This is a genomic window from Saccharopolyspora tripterygii (assembly GCF_054778355.1).
This window is the reverse complement of the sequence record NZ_BAAGZP010000034.1, coordinates 1-16,719: the sequence shown is the minus strand read 5'-3', so window position 1 is coordinate 16,719 and position 16,719 is coordinate 1. Positions and strand designations below refer to the sequence as shown.

The window sequence follows — 16,719 nt, the reverse complement described above, 5'->3', positions numbered from 1 at the left end:
AGCTCCGTGGCGTTTTATGCACGATGTTGGGTAACCATCACCCGCATGAGCCACGCGGTCTCACAGCAAGCCCAGGACTGCGAGGGCTGCTGCTGCGTCTTGGACGCCGATGCCGACGCTGTTGTAGAAGATGAGCTCCTCGGCGGACTTTCGGCCCGGGGCTTGGGCGGTGAGGATCGTGCCGAGCGGGGTCAGACCACCCCTGTCGAGGTCACCGGATTCGAGGGCGGCCATGATCGGACCCGCGTGGTGGGCGGCCGTGTCGACGTCGTCGACGACGATCCTGTCCGCCGCCCGCAGGAGGTCGCCGTCGACCTCCCGGCGGTGGGGTTCGAAGCTCCCGACGCTGACCACGGTGGCGCCCGGGGCGAGGTCGGCGGTCTCGACGACCGGGTCGGAGCTCAGGGTGCAGGCCACCACCATCCCCGCGTCGCCGACCGCCTCGGCTGCGGTGGCGGTCGGCCGGACGTCGAGTCCGAGCTCGGCGGCGAGTTCAGCGGCGGTCGACTCGCGGCGGGCCGCGTCGCGGCTGTGGACCCGGACCTCGGTGAGGGCGCGGACGCGGGAGACAGCGCGGACGTGGGCTCGGGCCTGGACTCCCGAACCGATCACCGCCAGCACGTCCGCGCCGGTCGGCGCCAGGGCGTCCAGGGCGACGGCGCTGCCCGCGGCGGTGCGGAGCTCGGTGAGCGCGGTGCCGGACATCGTCGCGGTGAGCGTGCCGGTCTCGGCGTCGAGCACCAGGACCGTGGCGTTGATCGACGCCATGCCGCGATCGGCGTTGCCGGGGTTCACGGACACGAGCTTGGCCACCGGGCCGTGCCGGGGCGAGAGCCTGCTCAGGTACGACAGGGCCGTGTCCTCACCCGTCCTGATCGCCGTCTTCGCCGCTTGCTGGGCCTCTCCCCGGCCCAGCGACTCGAAGGCCAGGCGTTGCGAGGCGATCGCGACGTCGTAGTCCAGCGCCGCCGCCACATCCGTGTCGCTGAGGAACCTCATGCGGACCGACGTTGGCACATCGGTGGGCCCACCGGAAGGCAGCAGCAGCGATGCTGGATCTCAGCGAGACGAGAAATCACCCTTCTGATGCTCAACAGGGCGGGCCCCGGCGTTCTACGGTGATCCCAGCGTGGTCCCGAGCAGGAAGAGGTGCATGTCGGTGCAGGCGACGTTGAGCTCCGTGATCGGCCCGGACGCCCCGGAGGTGATCGACGGCGGAGGCGAGTACCTCTCGAAGAACCCCGCGAACCTCGACGACGTCGTCGCCAAGGTCGCGCTGGGCACCCCCGAGACCCTGCGGGTCGCGACCGAGCAGGCCCACCGCGCCCAGAAGGAGTGGGCCCAGGTGCCCGCCCCGGTGCGCGGTCGCGTGATCGCCGGGCTGGGCCGCCTGGTCGAGGCCAACAAGGAATCGCTCGCCCGGCTGGTGACCCGCGAGATCGGCAAGCCCTACGCCGAAGCGCTCGGCGAGGTGCAGGAGATCGTCGACACCTGCGACTTCTTCCTAGGCGAGGGCCGCAGGCTCTACGGCCAGACAGTGCCCTCCGAAATGCCCGACAAGCAGCTGTTCACCTTCCGCGCGCCGGTCGGCGTGGCGGTGGTGATCACCGCGGGCAACTTCCCGGTGGCGGTGCCGTCCTGGTACCTGGTCCCGGCGCTGCTGTGCGGAAACGCGGTCGTGTGGAAGCCCGCCGAGTACGCCGCGGGCGCGGCTCGCGCCGTCGCCGAACTCGCGTGGAAGGCCGGCGTGCCCAAGGGCGTGCTCAACCTCGTCTACACCGACGGCGAAGCGGCCTTCAAGGGCCTGGAGGCCTCCCTGGAGGCCGGGACCGTCAACAAGGTCGGGTTCACCGGTTCCAGCGCGGTGGGCACCCGGGTCGGCGAGCTGTGCGGGCGGCACCTGCAGAACCCCTGCCTGGAGCTGGGCGGGAAGAACCCGATGATCGTCACCGAGGACGCCGACCTGGACCTGGCGGTGGAAGGCGCGCTGTTCTCCGGCTGGGGCACCGCCGGGCAGCGCTGCACCTCGCTGGGCAACCTCATCGTGCACCGCGACGTCAAGGACGAGTTCACCTCCCGCCTCGACGCGGCCCTGCGCGCGGCCACCGTCGGCGAGCCGAGCGGAAACGTGCTCTACGGGCCGATGCTGGACTCGAAGTTCGCCGAGAACTTCGAGTCCATCTTGGACACCCTGCAGCCGCACCACACCCCGCTCGGCTCCGACTCGGTAGGGCGCATCACGAACGACAAGCCGCGCAAGGGCTTCCACGGCGACCCGGCCACCGGCCTGTACTACCACCCGGTGCTGGTGGACGGGATGCGCAGCGACGACCACATCTTCCGCAACGAGACCTTCGGCCCGATCGTCGGCATCACCACCTACGAGACGCTGGACGAGGCGATCGAGCTCGGCAACGCCCCCGGTTACGGGCTCTCGGCGGCGATCTACACCTCCGACCCGGCCAAGGCGTTCCGCTTCCGGCAGGGCACCGGGGCGGGCATGGTCAGCGTGAACAACTCGACCTCCGGCGCCGAGGCGCACCTGCCCTTCGGCGGCAACGGCAAGTCCGGCAACGGCAGCCGCCAGTCGGGCATCTGGGTGCTCGACCAGTTCACCCGCTGGCAGTCGCTGAACTGGGACTTCTCCGGCAAGTTGCAGAAGGCCCAGATGGACGTCGACACCGTCGAACCCGAGCTGGACTTCCGCTTGCCGCCTGAGCTCGGCGGGAACTAGTGCTCCCGACCGCAGCGGAGGTCGTGGTCGTCGGCGGCGGAGCGGTGGGCGTCAGCACCGCCTTCCACCTCGCCGAAGCCGGCGCGGACGTGCTGCTGCTGGAACGCGGCGAACTCGGTTCGGGCAGCACCAGCAAGGCGGCCGGAGGTGTCCGGGCGCAGTTCTCCGATCCCGTCAACATCGAACTCGGGCAGCGCAGCCTGCGGGCCTTCGAGGACTTCGCCCGCAGGCCCGGCGGCGAGATCGACCTCAAGCAGCAGGGATACCTGTTCCTGCTGTCGGATCCCGACGACGTCGCGGCCTTCGAGACGAGCGTCGCGCTGCAGAACTCGCTGGGCGTGCCCAGCAGGATGCTCACCCCGCAGCAGGCGTGCGAGCTCTCACCGCTGGCCTCCCCCGACGGGTTGCTGGCGGCGGCCTTCTCGCCCACCGACGGGCACTGCACTCCCGAAGGCGTCGTGCAGGGCTACGCCCGAGCGGCTCGGGAGCGCGGCGCGGTGCTGCGGCACGGCGTCGAGGTGACCGGGATCGACACCGCAGGCGGCGAGATCACCGGGGTGCGCACCGCCGAGGGGTCGGTGCGCACCACCGCGGTGGTGTGCGCGGCGGGGGCGTGGTCGGCGGCGATCGGCGAATTCGCCGGGGTCGAGCTGCCGGTGCGCCCGCTGCGCAGGCAGATCCTGGTCACCGAACCGATGCCCGACCGCCCGCCGCGTTCGCCGTTCACGATCGACTTCGCCACCAGCTTCTACTTCCACGAGGAAGGCCCGGGGATGCTCGTCGGCATGTCGGACCCGGACGAGGAGTTCGGGTTCCGGCTGAGCACCGACGACCGGTGGCTGGGCAGGCTCGGCGAAGCCGTCGAGCGGCGAGCCCCTCGACTGGCCGAGGCCGGAGTCGCGCACGGCTGGGCCGGGCTCTACGAGATCACCCCTGACCACAACGCGCTGGTCGGCCACGACGGCGGGTTCTTCTACGCCACCGGCTTCTCCGGGCACGGCTTCCTGCAGAGCCCGGCGATCGGCGAGGTGATGCGCGATCTGGTCCTGGGCCGCACACCGCCCATCGACGTCTCCGGCCTCGACGTGCGCCGCTTCGACGGCGCCGCGCCCCGGCCCGAGCACAACTGCGTGTAGGAAGGGACAACCGTGGTTGATCTGTTGCAGGAGATCGACGAGTGGGGCCCGGAGAAGGTCGTCTGCGTCTCCGACGCGCGCACCGGGATGCGGGGCGTGCTGGTCATCGACAACACCGCCCGCGGCAGCGGCAAGGGCGGCACGCGGATGGCCGCGAACGTCACCACCGCCGAGATCGCCCGGCTGGCGCGGGTGATGACCTGGAAGTGGGCGGCGGTCGACCTCTTCCACGGCGGGGCCAAGGCCGGGATCGTCGCCGATCCCCGCTCCCCCGACAAGGAAGCCGTGGTGCGCGCGTTCGCTCGCCGCCTGGCCGACCAGATCCCGGCCAGCTACGTCGCCGGGCTGGACATGGGCATGACCGAGCACGACGCGGCCATCATCCAGGACGAACTCGGCGATCGCGGTGCGGCCGTCGGCGTTCCGGAAGCCCTCGGCGGTGTTCCCTACGACCAGCTCGGGGTGACCGGGCACGGTGTCGCCGAAGCCGCCCTGGCGGCGCTGGAACGAGCCGGAAAACCGGTCGCCGGCGCGAGGATCGCGGTGCAGGGCTTCGGCGCCGTCGGCACGGCCACCGCCGCCCGGCTCAGCGAGCTCGGCGCGCAGCTGGTCGCGCTGTCCACGGCGGACGGTTCGGTGCACGACCCGAACGGTCTCGACGTGCCCGCGTGGCTGGCGGCACAGGCCGAGTTCGGCGACACCTGCGTCGCGAAAGCCACTCCCGCGCAGCGCCTCTCGCACGGCGAGGAGCTGACGGTGGACTGCGATGTGCTGATCCCGGCCGCGAGGCAGGACGTCATCGACGAGTCCGTCGCCGCCCGGATCCGCACCGGACTGGTCGTGGAGGGCGCCAACCTGCCGACCAACGTCGCCGCCCGCCGCGCGCTCGCCGCGCGAGGGGTGGAGATCGTGCCGGACTTCATCGCCAACGCCGGCGGAGCCATCGCCGCCGGGTTCGCGATGGACGCGAGGTACTCGCCCTTCCGCCCCGAACCCGCCAGGATCCTCGACGAGGTCGCTACCAGGACCAGGCGCAACACCCTGCTGGTGCTGGAAACCGCCGCCGTCACGGGGTCCCTGCCGCACGCCGCGGCGCTGGAGATGGCTCAGCAGCGGGTCCGCGACGCGATGCGGCTGCGCGGCCGGTCGCCTGTTCCGGCCTGACCACATCGGAGGCGGTGAGGAATCCGCGTGCTCAACCCGATTCACCTCAGAACGCTGCAGGAGTGCGTGCGGACCGGCTCGTTCGCCGAGGCCGGGCGGATGCTGGGCTACACCGCCTCGGCGGTGTCCCAGCAGATGGTGCTGCTGGAGCGGGCGATCGGCGCACCGCTGTTCGAGCGCTCGGCGCGCTCGGCCCGCAGCACCGCGCTCGCGCTCCGGCTCGCCGATCGCAGCCGCGACGCGCTCAACGCGCTGGACTCGCTGGAGCGCGAGGTCCGGGCGATGGTCGTCGGTGAGGAGGGCAGCCTCCGGCTGGCGTCCTTCGCCACCGCAAACTCGCGCGTGCTTCCCGACGTGCTGGCCTCGGTCATCTCGCAACGCCCGAACGCCGAGGTCCAGCTCGACGAAGGCGAACCGGACGAGGTCGTGGACGGCGTTCTCGACGGCGTGCTGGACGCGGCCCTGGTCTTCGAGTACGACCTGGATCCGCGCCAGTGGCCGATCGAGCTGCGCGCGGAAGAGCTCCTGTCCGAGCCGCTGCACGTGGTCCTGCCCGAATCGCACCGCTTAGCCGGGCGAGCCCGCGTGGAGCTGCCCGATCTGGCGCGGGACAACTGGATCTGCACCCGGCAGGACACCGCGGGAGCCCGCTCGCTGATCCGGCTGACGGCCGCCGCGGGCTTCGCTCCGCGCATCACGTTCCGCAGCAACGACTACTCCGTCATCCGCGACCTCGTCCGGCGGGAACTCGGCGTCGCCGTCCTGCCTGCTCTGGCCATCCCGCACGACCAGCGCGGGGTCGCCCCGATCGTCGGCTTCGACCCGCGCCGCCGGGTGAAGGTCCTCTACCGCGAGCAGAACACCAACCCGCTGCTCCCCGTCGCCCTGGAGTTCCTCGCCAAGTCCTGCACAGCGGTCGCATCCGAGTGGGAGCAATCATGACCGAACCCATCGACGAGCACTTCCGCAACACCGTCCCCCACCTGGCAACCCGCAGTTCCACTGCGCTCCGGACCACGGGTGTGCCGGGCGAAGACCTGGTGGGGTTGTTCGACTCCCAGGCCGGGAGCCGGCACCTGGACTTCAAGGCCAGGGAACTGGGCAAGCGGGGCGAGGGGTTCTACAGCATCGGCTCGTCCGGCCACGAGTCGAACGCGGCTGTGGCGGCAGCGCTGCGGGTGAGCGATCCGGCGCTGCTGCACTACCGCTCCGGGGCGTTCTACCTCGAGCGCGGCCGCGGGGTCGCCGGGAGCACTCCGTTGCGCGACGTGCTGCTGGGTGTGGTGGCCTCGGCCGACGAGCCGATCTCCGCAGGTCGGCACAAGGTCTTCGGGCACGGTGCCCTGTCGGTGATCCCGCAGACCTCGACCATCGCCTCGCACCTGCCCCGCTCGGTGGGGCTCGCCTTCGCACTGGAGCGCGGCGCGCGACTGGGCGTGCCTGCCGAGTGGCCCGCGGATTCGGTGGTGGTGTGCAGCTTCGGGGACGCCTCGGCCAACCACTCCACCGCCGTCGGCGCCATCAACTCCGCGCTGCACTGCGGTTTTCAGGGATTGCCACTGCCGCTGCTGCTGGTGTGCGAGGACAACGGGATCGGGATCAGCGTGCGCACCCCGTCGGGGTGGATCGCCTCCACCTACGGGGATCGGCCCGGATTGCGGTACTTCACCGCCGACGGCTCGGACCCGGTCGAGTGCTTGCGCGTGTCCCGGGAAGCCGCCGAGTGGGTGCGCGAGCACCGCGCCCCCGCCTTCCTGCACCTGCGGACGGTCCGGTTGATGGGCCACGCCGGTTCCGACGTCGAGTCCGCCTACCGCTCCCGCACCGAGATCACCGGCGACCACGACCGAGACCCGTTGCTGGGAACCGCGAAAGCCTTGATCTCGCAAGGAGTTCTCACCCCCGAGGAGGTCCTGGCGCGGTACGAGACCAAGCGCGTCGAGGTGGCCGAGATCGCCGAGGACGCCCTGACGCGGCGCAAGCTCGGCAGCGCGGCCGAGGTGATGAGCGCGCTGCACCGCCACTCCCCCGAGGCCATCGCCGAGCGCACCGCCGAGGTCCCGGCAGGGCGGGCCGACACCTTCCGCACCGCGCCGGAGGACGAGGGGCCGCTGACTCTGGCGCAGGCGATCAACCGCTCGCTGGCCGAGGAGCTCGGCCGCGACGAGAAGGTGCTGGTCTTCGGCGAGGACGTCGCGCGCAAGGGCGGCGTCTACGGCGTGACCCGCGGCCTGCGCAAGACCTTCGGCGGCAGCAGGGTTTTCGACACCCTGCTCGACGAGCAGAGCATCCTCGGCACTGCACTGGGAGCCGGTTTGGCGGGGATGGTGCCGATCCCGGAGATCCAGTACCTCGCCTACCTCCACAACGCCGCCGATCAGCTGCGCGGCGAGGCGAGCACGCTGCGCTTCTTCTCCGACGGCCGCTACACCAACCCGATGGTCGTGCGCATCGCCGGTTACGGCTACCAGAAGGGCTTCGGCGGACACTTCCACAACGACGACAGCGTAGCCGCGCTGCGCGACCTGCCCGGTGTCGTGCTCGCCTCCCCGTCGCGTCCGGACGATGCGGCATCGATGCTGCGGACCTGCGTCGCCGCCGCCCGCGAGGACGGCAGGGTGTGCGCGTTCCTCGAACCCATCGCCCTCTACCACACCCGCGACCTGCACGAACCCGGCGACGACGGTTGGCTGGCCCGGTATCCCGCACCGGGCGAGCACCACGTGCCCCTCGGCCGCGCCCGCGTTCACGGCGACGGCGGCGACCTCACCCTGGTCAGCTTCGCCAACGGGGTCCCGATGAGCCTGCGCGTCGCCGAACGCCTCGAACGCAGAGGTGTGCGGGCCCGCGTGCTCGACCTGCGCTGGCTGGCCCCACTTCCGGTCGACGACCTCCTCGAAGCGGCGGAGGCCACCGGGAAAGTCCTCGTCGTGGACGAAACACGCCGCAGCGGAGGCGTTTCCGAGTCGGTGGTGACCGCGCTCGTCGACGCCGGGTTCACCGGCCGCATCGGCCGCGTGACCAGTGAGGACAGCTTCATCCCGCTCGGCGCCGCCGCTTACCACGTCCTGCTCGACGAGCAGACCGTCGAGACGGCCGCCCTCAAGCTCGTCGGCTGAGCGCCTCTCCGATCAGCCGGGCCGCCTCCGGGAACGCGCCGGGGTTCGGTCCCGCGTAGTTCAGGCGCAGGAAGCGGCCGGTCGGTTCGGCCGGGAACCACTCGTCACCGGGGGCGACGACGACCCCGGCGGTCTCGCAGTCCCGCACGAGCGCGGCCAGATCGGTGGTGTCCGGCAGCCGCACCCACAGGTTGAGCCCACCGGCCGGAACCTCCAGGTGCGCGCCGGGAACGTGTTCGCGCACGGCGTCGGCCAGCAGGTCGCGGCGAGCGGCGAGCTGCCGGCGCAGGTCGCGCAGGTATCGGCGCCACGCGGGGTGGGTGACCACGTCCAGGGCCACGGCCTGCAGCATCGCGCTGACGTAGACCGCCTCGGACTGGGTGTCGGCGAGGATCCGCTCCCGGGCGGGGCCGCGCGCGATCACCCCGGCGATGCGCACCGAGGGCGACACGGTCTTGGTCAGCGAGCGCAGGTGGACGACGTGCCCGTCCTCGTCCCTGGCGGCCACCGGTTCGGGTTCGGTGGTGATGCCGAGATCCCGCGCCCAGTCGTCCTCGATCAGGAAAGCCCCGTTCCGGCGGACCACGTCCAGCACCTCCCCCGCCAGACGCGGAGACCACTGCACGCCGGTCGGATTGGCGTAGTTCGGCTGCGCGTAGAACGCGCGGGCGCCGGTGCGTGCGAACGCGCCGGCGAGCTGGTCCGGGTCAGGACCGTCCGGTCCGCTGGGAACAGGCACCGTCTGCACGCCCACCTGTGCGGCGGCCACGATCGCTCCCCAGTACGTGGGCGATTCCATCAGCAGCGGGCGCCCGGCTCCGACCAGCGCGCGGAAGATCGCGCTCAGCCCGCTCTGACTGCCCGGGAAGATCACCACGTCCCCCGGTGCCGCGGTGCCGAGCTCGGTGGCGAACCACGCCTGCAGTTCCGGAATCCCCGCCGTGGGCGGCCTGTCGACGATCGCGTCGCTGCGTGCGGCTCGGGTGAACGCGGACCGCACGAGCCGTTCCGGTAGCAGTTCGCGGCACGGGTAACCGGAGTGCAGCGCGATCACGTCGTTGGGCGCGGGCCGCATGGCGGCCGAGACGGTGGGTCGGTCGTTCTTCCGGGAGCCCAGCGCCGCGGTCTGCCACCCGTAGTCGCTCGGCCGGGCGACTCGCACGGAGCGGACGAACGTGCCTACACCCGGCCTGCTTTCGACCGCGCCCTGGGACGCCAGGGTGCGCAACGCCTTCTGCACGGTGACCGGGCCGGCCCCGTGCCGGGCGACGAGCTCGCGCGTCGAGGGGAGTTTCGCGCCCGGCTGCGCCGTCGCGATCCACTCGCGGAGCTCCGCGGCAATGCGCGCACTGCTATCGTCGACCATGACAGACAATAGTAGCGCTACCGCACTCCGAGAACCGGCGCTATCCCCGTCCCGGTCGGGACTGGCCTGGGGGCTCCTCGGCGTCACGGCGTTCTCCTTCACCGTCCCGCTCACCCGCGTCGCGGTCGACGGGCTCTCCCCGCTGTTCATCGGCGCCGGTCGTGGCGCCGTCGCCGGGCTGATGGCCTTCGCCGCCCTGCTGCTCACCAGGCAGCGGCTGCCGAACCGGGCCCAGTGGGCCCGCGCCGCCGTGGTCGCTGCCGGTGTGGTCGTCGGGTTCCCGTTCCTGACCTCCTACGCTCTGGCCGGCACTCCGGCCAGCCACGGCGCCGTCGTGATCGGGATGCTGCCGGCGGCGACCGCCGTGATGGCCGTGCTGCGAGGGCACGAGCGACCGCCGAGGACCTTCTGGATCGCGGCAGGCCTGGGAGCGGTGGCGACGGTGGCCTTCGCCGCGCTGCAGGGCCTGGGCGGACTGCACCTCGCCGACCTGCTGCTGTTCGGCGCCGTGGTGGCCGCCGCGGTCGGGTACGCCGAAGGCGGCCTGCTCGCGCGGGAGCTCGGTGCGTGGCAGACGGTGTCCTGGGCGCTCGTGCTCGCCGCGCCCGTGATGTTCGGGCTCACCGCCGTCGCGATCGAGGCGCAACCGCCGAGCGCGACCCCGGTTCAGTGGGCGTCGTTCGCCTACCTCGCCGTGGTCAGCCAGAACCTCGGGTTCCTCGCCTGGTACCGCGGGCTAGCGATCGGGCCGATGACCGAGGTAAGCCAGATCCAGCTCGTCCAGCCGGTCATGACCCTCCTCTGGGCCGCGCTCCTGCTGGCCGAACCCCTCACCTGGTCCACCGCCCTCGGTGCCCTGGCGGTGGTCCTGTTCGCGGCCCTCTCGGTCCGCAGCCGCCGCACGTCCTCGGCCGGGGGCGGTCCTGGTCCGAGCCGTCCGTAATCGAAGTCCGTTTCGCCCGGTCAATTCGGACCAGAACCGCCCTCGGTCCGCACCTCACGTGGCGAGGCGAGCGGGTCAGGAGGGATCGCCGAAGACCTTGCCGGGGTTGAAGATCCCCGCTGGGTCGAGGGCGTTCTTGATGTCGCGGTGCATGTCGACGACCTTCGGCGAGAGCTCGGCGTGCAGGCCCTTGCGCTTGAGCAGGCCCACGCCGTGCTCGCCGGTGACGGTGCCGCCGAGCTCGATGGCGTCGGCGACGATGTCGTCGAAGGCCCGCTGCGCGCGCAGGCGCGCCTCGTCGTCGCCGGGTGGGGTGATGATCAGCGGGTGCAGGTTCCCGTCGCCGGCGTGGGCGATGTTCGCGATCTGCGTGTCGTGCTTCTGAGCAGCGGCTTCGATGCGCGCGAGCATGTCGGGCACCAGCGCGCGCGGCACGCACACGTCCTCGGTGAGCAGCGGGCCGAGGCGCTCCAGCGCCGGGTAGGCGAGCCGCCGGGCTGAGAACAGCGCGTCGGCCTCCTGCTCGTCGGTGGACCGGGCGCTCCAGCTGGCCCCCGCCGCGTCGAAGCAGCGGACCAGGGCGTCGACCTCCTGCTCCCCCGCCTGCCCGGGCGCGTCGGAACGGCCGAGCAGCAGGACGTTCGCCTCCGCGGACAGGCCCATGTTCTTCCACTCGTCGACCGCGCGCAGGCAGTGCTGGTCGAGCAGTTCCAGGGCGGAGGGCACGATGCCCTCGGCGGCGACGGCCGCGACGGCTTCACCGGCCGCCACCAGCGAGTCGAAGTAGCCCACCACGGTTCGTTCCGGAGCGCGCAGGCCCGGCAGCAGCTTGACGGTCACCTCGGTGACCACGCCGAGCGTGCCCTCCGAACCGACGAACAGGCCGCACAGGTCGTACCCGGCGACGCCCTTCGCGGTGCGCCGCCCGAGCCGCACGACCTCTCCGGAGCCCACGACGGCCTCCATGCCGAGCACGTAATCGCGGGTCACGCCGTACTTCACGCAGCACACGCCGCCGGCGTTGGTGGCGACGTTGCCGCCGATCGTCGACCACGGCGAGCTGGCCGGGTCCGGCGGGTACCAGGCGCCGTGCTCGCGGCACGCGGCGCGCAGGTGGTCATTGACCACACCGGGCTGCACCACGGCGAGCTGTTCCCGCGGGTTGATCTCCAGGATCTCGTCCATGCCCTCGACGGAGATCAGGACGCAGCCCTCGATGGCGTTCGCACCACCGGAAAGGCCGGTCCCCGCACCGCGCGGCACGACCGGGACCCGGTGCTCGGCGCAAACCCGCACGGCCGCCACGACGTCCGCGGTGCTGCGGGCGCGCACGACCGCCAGCGGCTTGTCCCACGGTGCCCACTCGGCCTCGTCGTGGGAGAAGCGGCCGGTGGAGTCCGGATCGGTGAGCACGACCTCGTCGGGCAAGACCCGCCGCAGCGCGTGTAGAGCGGCGTCGTCCGAGTTCTCCACCATCTGCTACCTCCAGCCGCGCGACCCACCCACACATTAACCCGGAGGAAGGAACGGGCAGTCCGAGGCCTCGGGCGAGCTACTGGTCGAGCTCGGGGAACAGCGGCGCCCAGACCTTCCGCGACCCGCCGACCGGATCGGAGGCCAGCGACACCGGGACGTCGAGGATCCGCGTCTGCCGTTCGTCCAGCCCGTACGCGGGCCAGCCGGGGTCGCCCGTGGCGGCGAACGAGGTCCAGGCCTCCCGGATCGTGCCGGTCAGCTCGTCGGCCCCCGCGGGCTGTTCGCCCAGCATCACCTTCGCCAGCGGGTCGTCGAAGTTGCCGAAGGTGAAGGGCACGTCCAGACCGTGGGAGGCGCCGAGCACCCCGTCGCGCTGGGCGGTCTCCCAGGTGAACTCGTAGAGGAAGCCGCGCCCGCCCGCGGCGGCGATCGCCTCCACCATCCACACCGCGGGCATCCGGAACAGCTGATCGCTGAGCAGCACGGTGTAGAGGTCCGCATCGGCCGCGCCCGGGTGCGCGGAGCGGTATTCGGCGGTCGTGGTCGGAGGCAGGTGCAGGTCCCGCGCCAGCCCCTCGAAGTCGCGGGACTCCGCGGGCAGGTCAGCGGTGAACGCGGTCGCCTCGTCGCGGTTGAACCCGGCGATCACGTCGATGCCGCTGGCCGCACCACCGCGCATCGCGACCCACGGCAGCTCCGAGAGCACCTCGCCGTCGAGCACCACGTGGTGGGGCGTGCTGTTGGTCCAGGCCGCGCGGTTGTCGTTGATCTCCGCCATGGCACGGGTCTGCGCGGCGTGCAGGTCGGTGGCAGGCAGCTCCGCGAGCGCGGTGGCGGTGGCCGGAACGCCGAGCGGGCCGGTGATGAGCTCACCGATCTTGCGGTGCTCGTCCTCGTCGAGGTACATCGATGCCGGGCTCTGGGCGATGGCGCGGCGGAACAGCCCCCGCCGCCCGGAACCCGCCACCAGCGTGGCCACCGAGACGGCACCGGCCGATTCCCCGAAGATCGTGACGTTGTCGGGGTTCCCGCCGAAGGAGATGATGTTGTCGCGGACCCAGCGCAACGCGGCCAGCTGGTCGAGGACACCGCGGTTGGCAGGCGCGTCCTCCACCCAGCCGAAGCCCTCGTAGCCGACGCGGTAGTTCACCGTCACCACGACCACGCCGCTGCGGGCGAGGTTGACCCCGTTGAACGCGTCCGTGGACGCGGTGCCGCCCAGGAACGCTCCACCGTGGAACCAGACCATCACCGGCAGGTGCCCACCGCGGTCCGGCGTCCACACGTTGACCGTCAGGCAGTCGGTGGAGTCACCGGGTTTCCACGGGGAGGGCATCGGTTCGACCGAGGCCTGCGGCACCGACGCGCTGTACTGCGAGGCGTCGCGCAGCCCGTCCCAGCGCTGCGGCGGGACCGGGGCCCGGAACCGGCGCGGGCCGTCCAGCGGCGCCGCGTAGGGAATCCCCTTGAACGCCATGACACCGCCGTCGGTTGTTCCCCGCACAGCGCCGTGCTCGGTGCGAACGATCAGGTCCATGCCTCCGTACAACCACTGGAAGCGCGATAACGGTGGGGGTTCCGCTGAGGCCACGTCTCACGTCCCGTCGCAGAGTTCGGCCACCGCCTGCGGCAGCGCCTCGGTGAGCTTCTCCAGATCTGGCAGGGCGGCCCGGTTGGCCTGGACCCCGATGTGAACGGTGTCGCGGAACTGCGAGACCGCGATCGACAGCGCCTGCCCGGCGGCCAGCGGGGCGACCGGGAACAGCTCCGCCACTTCGGCGCCGTCGAGCGCGGCGTGGAACCTCGGCAGCGGCACGTTGGTGACCATCGTGTCGAACAGCAGCGGCGCGCCCTGTGCGACCAGCGGCGTGGCCACGTGGTGCAGAAGCTGCGGCAACCGCCCGGCCAGCACCGGGAACGCTCCGGGACCGCGCATCGGGCCCGCGCTCTTGTTGGCGCTCATCTCCTCGCGGATCGTCCGCAACCGCGACGCCGGGTCGGGTTCGTCGACCGGGAGTCCGCACAGGTAACCGGAGAGCTGGTTGTTGCCGCTGCGCGGCTGGTTGCTGCGTCGGCGGCACACGGGGATCAGAGCGCGCACCGGCACCTCACCGACGTCGGCGCCACGCGCGGCCAGCCAGCGGCGCAGCGCTCCCGCGATCACCGCGAGCACCACGTCGTTGGTGGTTCCGCCGCCGTGCCGGGTGCGGATGCGGCGGATGTCGGCGAGGTCGATGGGGACCAGCGCGAGCCTGCGGGCCGGCGAGGTCGAGGCGTGCATCGGCGACGAGTACACCGGGAGCCGCACGTTGCGCACCACCGACGCCGCGATGCCCAGGGACTCGCTGGACTTCGACAGCGTTCCGCGCAGCGCGCCGACGAGCTTCTCCGGCCGGCGGATCAGACCGAGCGCTGCGTCCAGCGGGTTCGGCGACGTTGTTGCGGGGGTGTCGGTGAGGTCGGTGAACTCGTCGAGCAGCCGCACCCCGACCTCGACGGCGTCGTGCCCGTCGACCAGCGAGTGGTGGAACTTCATCAGCACCGCGAACCGGTTGTCGGCGAGCCCGGTGATCAGGTGCAGCTCCCACAGCGGGCGGCTCTGGTCCAGCGGGTCGGCGACCAGCTCGGAGGTCAGGATCGCGAGCTCTTCACGGCCACCGGGGGTGGGCACCTCGTGGTCGTGGACGTGCTCGGTGGGGTCGAAGTCGCGGGCTTCGCGCCAGTGGGGTTGCAGCCAGGAGCGTTCCAGCCGCATCCGCAGCCGGGAGATGCGCCCGGCGCGGTCGGCGAGCAGCCCCAGCAACCGGTCGCGGTCCACCGGCCCCTCGGCGCGGAACACCGCCACCGCCCCGACGTGCATGGGCGTGTCCTCGTGCTCCATGCACAGAAAGGCCCAGTCGAGCGGGGTGAGTTCACTTCTGGATGGCGTCTCGGTCGCGCTCATCGCCTATTCCTCGTCAACACTGAAATTGGTCTTTCGCGTTGCGGATCTGTTTCCGAATGGGCCGCCCGGAGGATTGCGGGGCAATCCGAATCCAGCTCGCAATCCGACGATCCGGTGAATCCCGGCCGAGCCGACGCACCTCGAACCTGCTGGTGAAGACGGCATCGACGGATTCCTCCCGGTGCTGCCGGCGGTCGGTGTGCGCGCACCGATCCCCACAGCTGCGAGCTCTTTTCGGTTCGGCGCACGAGATCCATTCGCGTTCGGGTGCGCCGCTGCACAATTCGTCATCGTAACCGCCGGCGAGCATTTCGACCTTATCGAAGAAATGATCCGTTGAGAACGACCGCCATCGTCCGCGGTGAAACCCGGTAGGGTTTTGATCACTCCGCTCGGTGCCGATTCGGCCTCAGCCGATCACCCGTTAGGAGGCAGCAGCGGGGTGGTCGCCTCCCCCGGCGAGGCAGTTGATGACCCCGAGCGCAGAGGACTGCGGGTCAGGAGCCGTCGATTGTCACTCGAACGCTGCCGCAGAACGCACGAAACCCCGCCCCGCAGGCGTGTCGCGCTGCGGTGACGGGGTCTCGTGATTCCCAGCCGGGTGGCTCGTGGGATCGGAGCGCTCCGGTGCCGACGCCGGTGCGAACCCGGCGGAACCGACTCCGGAACAGCTCCTTACTTGCCGGGCTCCCAGTAGTCCAGCATCGCCGCGAACGTCTCGAACGCGGGGGCGTTGAAGCCGTAGGGGGCTTCGAGGTGGATGCCGATCGGGAAGCCGAGGTCGTGCACGCCGTCGATGACGCGCTTGTAGAGGTCCACGACCGCCTGCTTGCGCTGCTCGAACCCGAGCTCGGCGGTCTTGGCCACGAACTCCTGCTCGGCGGCGACGGCCTCGTTGCCGGGGTCCTGGATCAGCCACTGGATGAGCTTCTTCTTGCTCTCCACACCGGGGATGAACCCGAAGGAGAGCAGGATCTCCGGACGGTGCGGAGTGGTGCGGGCGAACTCGGCGAGGAAGTCCACGATCGCTTCGGAGTGCAGCAGCTGCGTCATCCCGTAGGTGGCGCCGCGCTCGCACTTGAACCCGAAGCGGCCCTGCTCCCCTTCCCGGGTCGGGATGAGGATGGACCCGCGGTGCGGAACGATGTCCTGGTACTTGGTGAGGGCGTCGACGGGTGCCACGCCGGGGCCTTCGCCGTCGGCCATGTTGCGGGGCACGCCGACGAAGGCGATGCCGTCCATGTCGACGTCGCGCAGCGCCCGCAGGCGTTCGCCCAGGGCCCGCTCTTCGTGGAAGGCGGTGACCTGCGTGCACAGGCCGCGCACGTCGGTGCCGAGCTCAGGCTGGATCGTGCGCCAGAAATCGATGGTGTCCATCTTGGGGCGGAAGTCGACCGGGCGGTCGGCGTCCTCCTGGATGATCCCGGGGATCATCACGTGCCTGATGCGGCCGGTCAGCCCGAATTGGCGGCTGAGCTCGGCGATCTTCTGTCCTTCTTCAACGGCCCTCTGCACACCGCCGTCGAGGTCGGGCGGAACCAGTTCGAGTGCGATGGTGGTCATGTCGGCCTCAGGTTTTCCTTCTGTCGACTTCGGTCACCGCAGCGCTCGAGAGATACGCCTGCGAACCTGCGCGTGGCGGCAGGGACCGTTTTCTTCCAGGGAGAAGGGTTTCGACCCGATCGGCGAGCCCGGAGAGCGGAAAGTTCACCGGGCTCACCGATTTTCGCGGAACCGGGGGTGGTCACCGCTCGCGGGGAGCGGTGACCACCGACCGGATCAGTAGCGGTAGTGCTCGGGCTTGTAGGGCCCGTTGACGTCGACACCGATGTACTCG

12 protein-coding genes are annotated in these 16,719 nt (G+C 71.2%); 6 read left to right on the top strand and 6 right to left on the bottom strand.

Going from position 1 to position 16,719, the window contains the following annotated elements:
• Nucleotides 1–60: 60 nt before the first annotated feature.
• Complete coding sequence (locus tag ACYVF3_RS23915) at nucleotides 61–999, bottom strand: ornithine cyclodeaminase family protein (protein WP_461156498.1); 939 nt, start codon at nucleotides 997–999, stop codon at nucleotides 61–63.
• Between the two features lie 154 nt (nucleotides 1,000–1,153).
• On the opposite strand from ACYVF3_RS23915, the gene ACYVF3_RS23910 reads away from it, so the two are divergent.
• The 5 genes from ACYVF3_RS23910 to ACYVF3_RS23890 are packed head-to-tail and all read left to right on the top strand — an operon-like array spanning nucleotide 1,154 to nucleotide 8,153.
• On the top strand, nucleotides 1,154–2,734 hold the full coding sequence (locus ACYVF3_RS23910) for an aldehyde dehydrogenase family protein (RefSeq protein WP_461156497.1): 1,581 nt from the start codon (nucleotides 1,154–1,156) through the stop codon (nucleotides 2,732–2,734).
• Complete coding sequence (locus tag ACYVF3_RS23905) at nucleotides 2,734–3,870, top strand: NAD(P)/FAD-dependent oxidoreductase (RefSeq protein WP_461156496.1); 1,137 nt, start codon at nucleotides 2,734–2,736, stop codon at nucleotides 3,868–3,870. The genes ACYVF3_RS23910 and ACYVF3_RS23905 overlap by 1 nt, the downstream gene beginning before the upstream one ends.
• Nucleotides 3,871–3,882: 12 nt before the next feature.
• On the top strand, nucleotides 3,883–5,034 hold the full coding sequence (locus ACYVF3_RS23900; RefSeq protein ID WP_461156495.1) for a Glu/Leu/Phe/Val family dehydrogenase: 1,152 nt from the start codon (nucleotides 3,883–3,885) through the stop codon (nucleotides 5,032–5,034).
• A 27-nt stretch (nucleotides 5,035–5,061) separates the two neighbouring features.
• Nucleotides 5,062–5,976 carry a LysR substrate-binding domain-containing protein gene (locus ACYVF3_RS23895; protein WP_461156494.1) on the top strand — a complete coding sequence of 305 codons (915 nt, stop codon included), beginning with the start codon at nucleotides 5,062–5,064 and terminating at the stop codon, nucleotides 5,974–5,976.
• Nucleotides 5,973–8,153 (top strand): thiamine pyrophosphate-dependent enzyme, encoded by a 2,181-nt coding sequence (locus ACYVF3_RS23890; RefSeq protein ID WP_461156493.1) that lies wholly within the window; start codon nucleotides 5,973–5,975, stop codon nucleotides 8,151–8,153. The genes ACYVF3_RS23895 and ACYVF3_RS23890 overlap by 4 nt, the downstream gene beginning before the upstream one ends.
• Here ACYVF3_RS23890 and ACYVF3_RS23885 read toward each other — a convergent pair.
• Complete coding sequence (locus ACYVF3_RS23885; protein ID WP_461156492.1) at nucleotides 8,137–9,519, bottom strand: aminotransferase-like domain-containing protein; 1,383 nt, start codon at nucleotides 9,517–9,519, stop codon at nucleotides 8,137–8,139. The genes ACYVF3_RS23890 and ACYVF3_RS23885 overlap by 17 nt on opposite strands.
• Here ACYVF3_RS23885 and ACYVF3_RS23880 point away from each other — a divergent pair.
• A complete protein-coding gene (locus ACYVF3_RS23880) occupies nucleotides 9,518–10,462 on the top strand; it encodes a DMT family transporter (protein WP_461156491.1) in 945 nt (314 codons plus the stop codon). The two genes, ACYVF3_RS23885 and ACYVF3_RS23880, sit on opposite strands and share 2 nt — an antisense overlap.
• Nucleotides 10,463–10,537: 75 nt before the next feature.
• Here ACYVF3_RS23880 and ACYVF3_RS23875 read toward each other — a convergent pair whose 3' ends face one another.
• The 4 genes from ACYVF3_RS23875 to ACYVF3_RS23860 all read right to left on the bottom strand — a co-directional run bounded on the left by ACYVF3_RS23875 (nucleotide 10,538) and on the right by ACYVF3_RS23860 (nucleotide 16,445).
• Nucleotides 10,538–11,938 carry an FAD-binding oxidoreductase gene (locus ACYVF3_RS23875; RefSeq protein WP_461156490.1) on the bottom strand — a complete coding sequence of 467 codons (1,401 nt, stop codon included), beginning with the start codon at nucleotides 11,936–11,938 and terminating at the stop codon, nucleotides 10,538–10,540.
• Between the two features lie 76 nt (nucleotides 11,939–12,014).
• Nucleotides 12,015–13,475, bottom strand: coding sequence for a carboxylesterase/lipase family protein (locus ACYVF3_RS23870; protein WP_461156489.1), 1,461 nt, complete (start codon nucleotides 13,473–13,475; stop codon nucleotides 12,015–12,017).
• Nucleotides 13,476–13,532: 57 nt separating this feature from the next.
• A complete protein-coding gene (locus ACYVF3_RS23865) occupies nucleotides 13,533–14,882 on the bottom strand; it encodes a wax ester/triacylglycerol synthase family O-acyltransferase (RefSeq protein WP_461156488.1) in 1,350 nt (449 codons plus the stop codon).
• A 675-nt stretch (nucleotides 14,883–15,557) separates the two neighbouring features.
• The gene (locus ACYVF3_RS23860) at nucleotides 15,558–16,445 is read right to left on the bottom strand and encodes a mycobacterial-type methylenetetrahydrofolate reductase (RefSeq protein WP_461156487.1); all 888 of its coding nucleotides are present in this window, start codon (nucleotides 16,443–16,445) and stop codon (nucleotides 15,558–15,560) included.
• Between the last annotated feature and the right edge of the window lie 274 nt (nucleotides 16,446–16,719).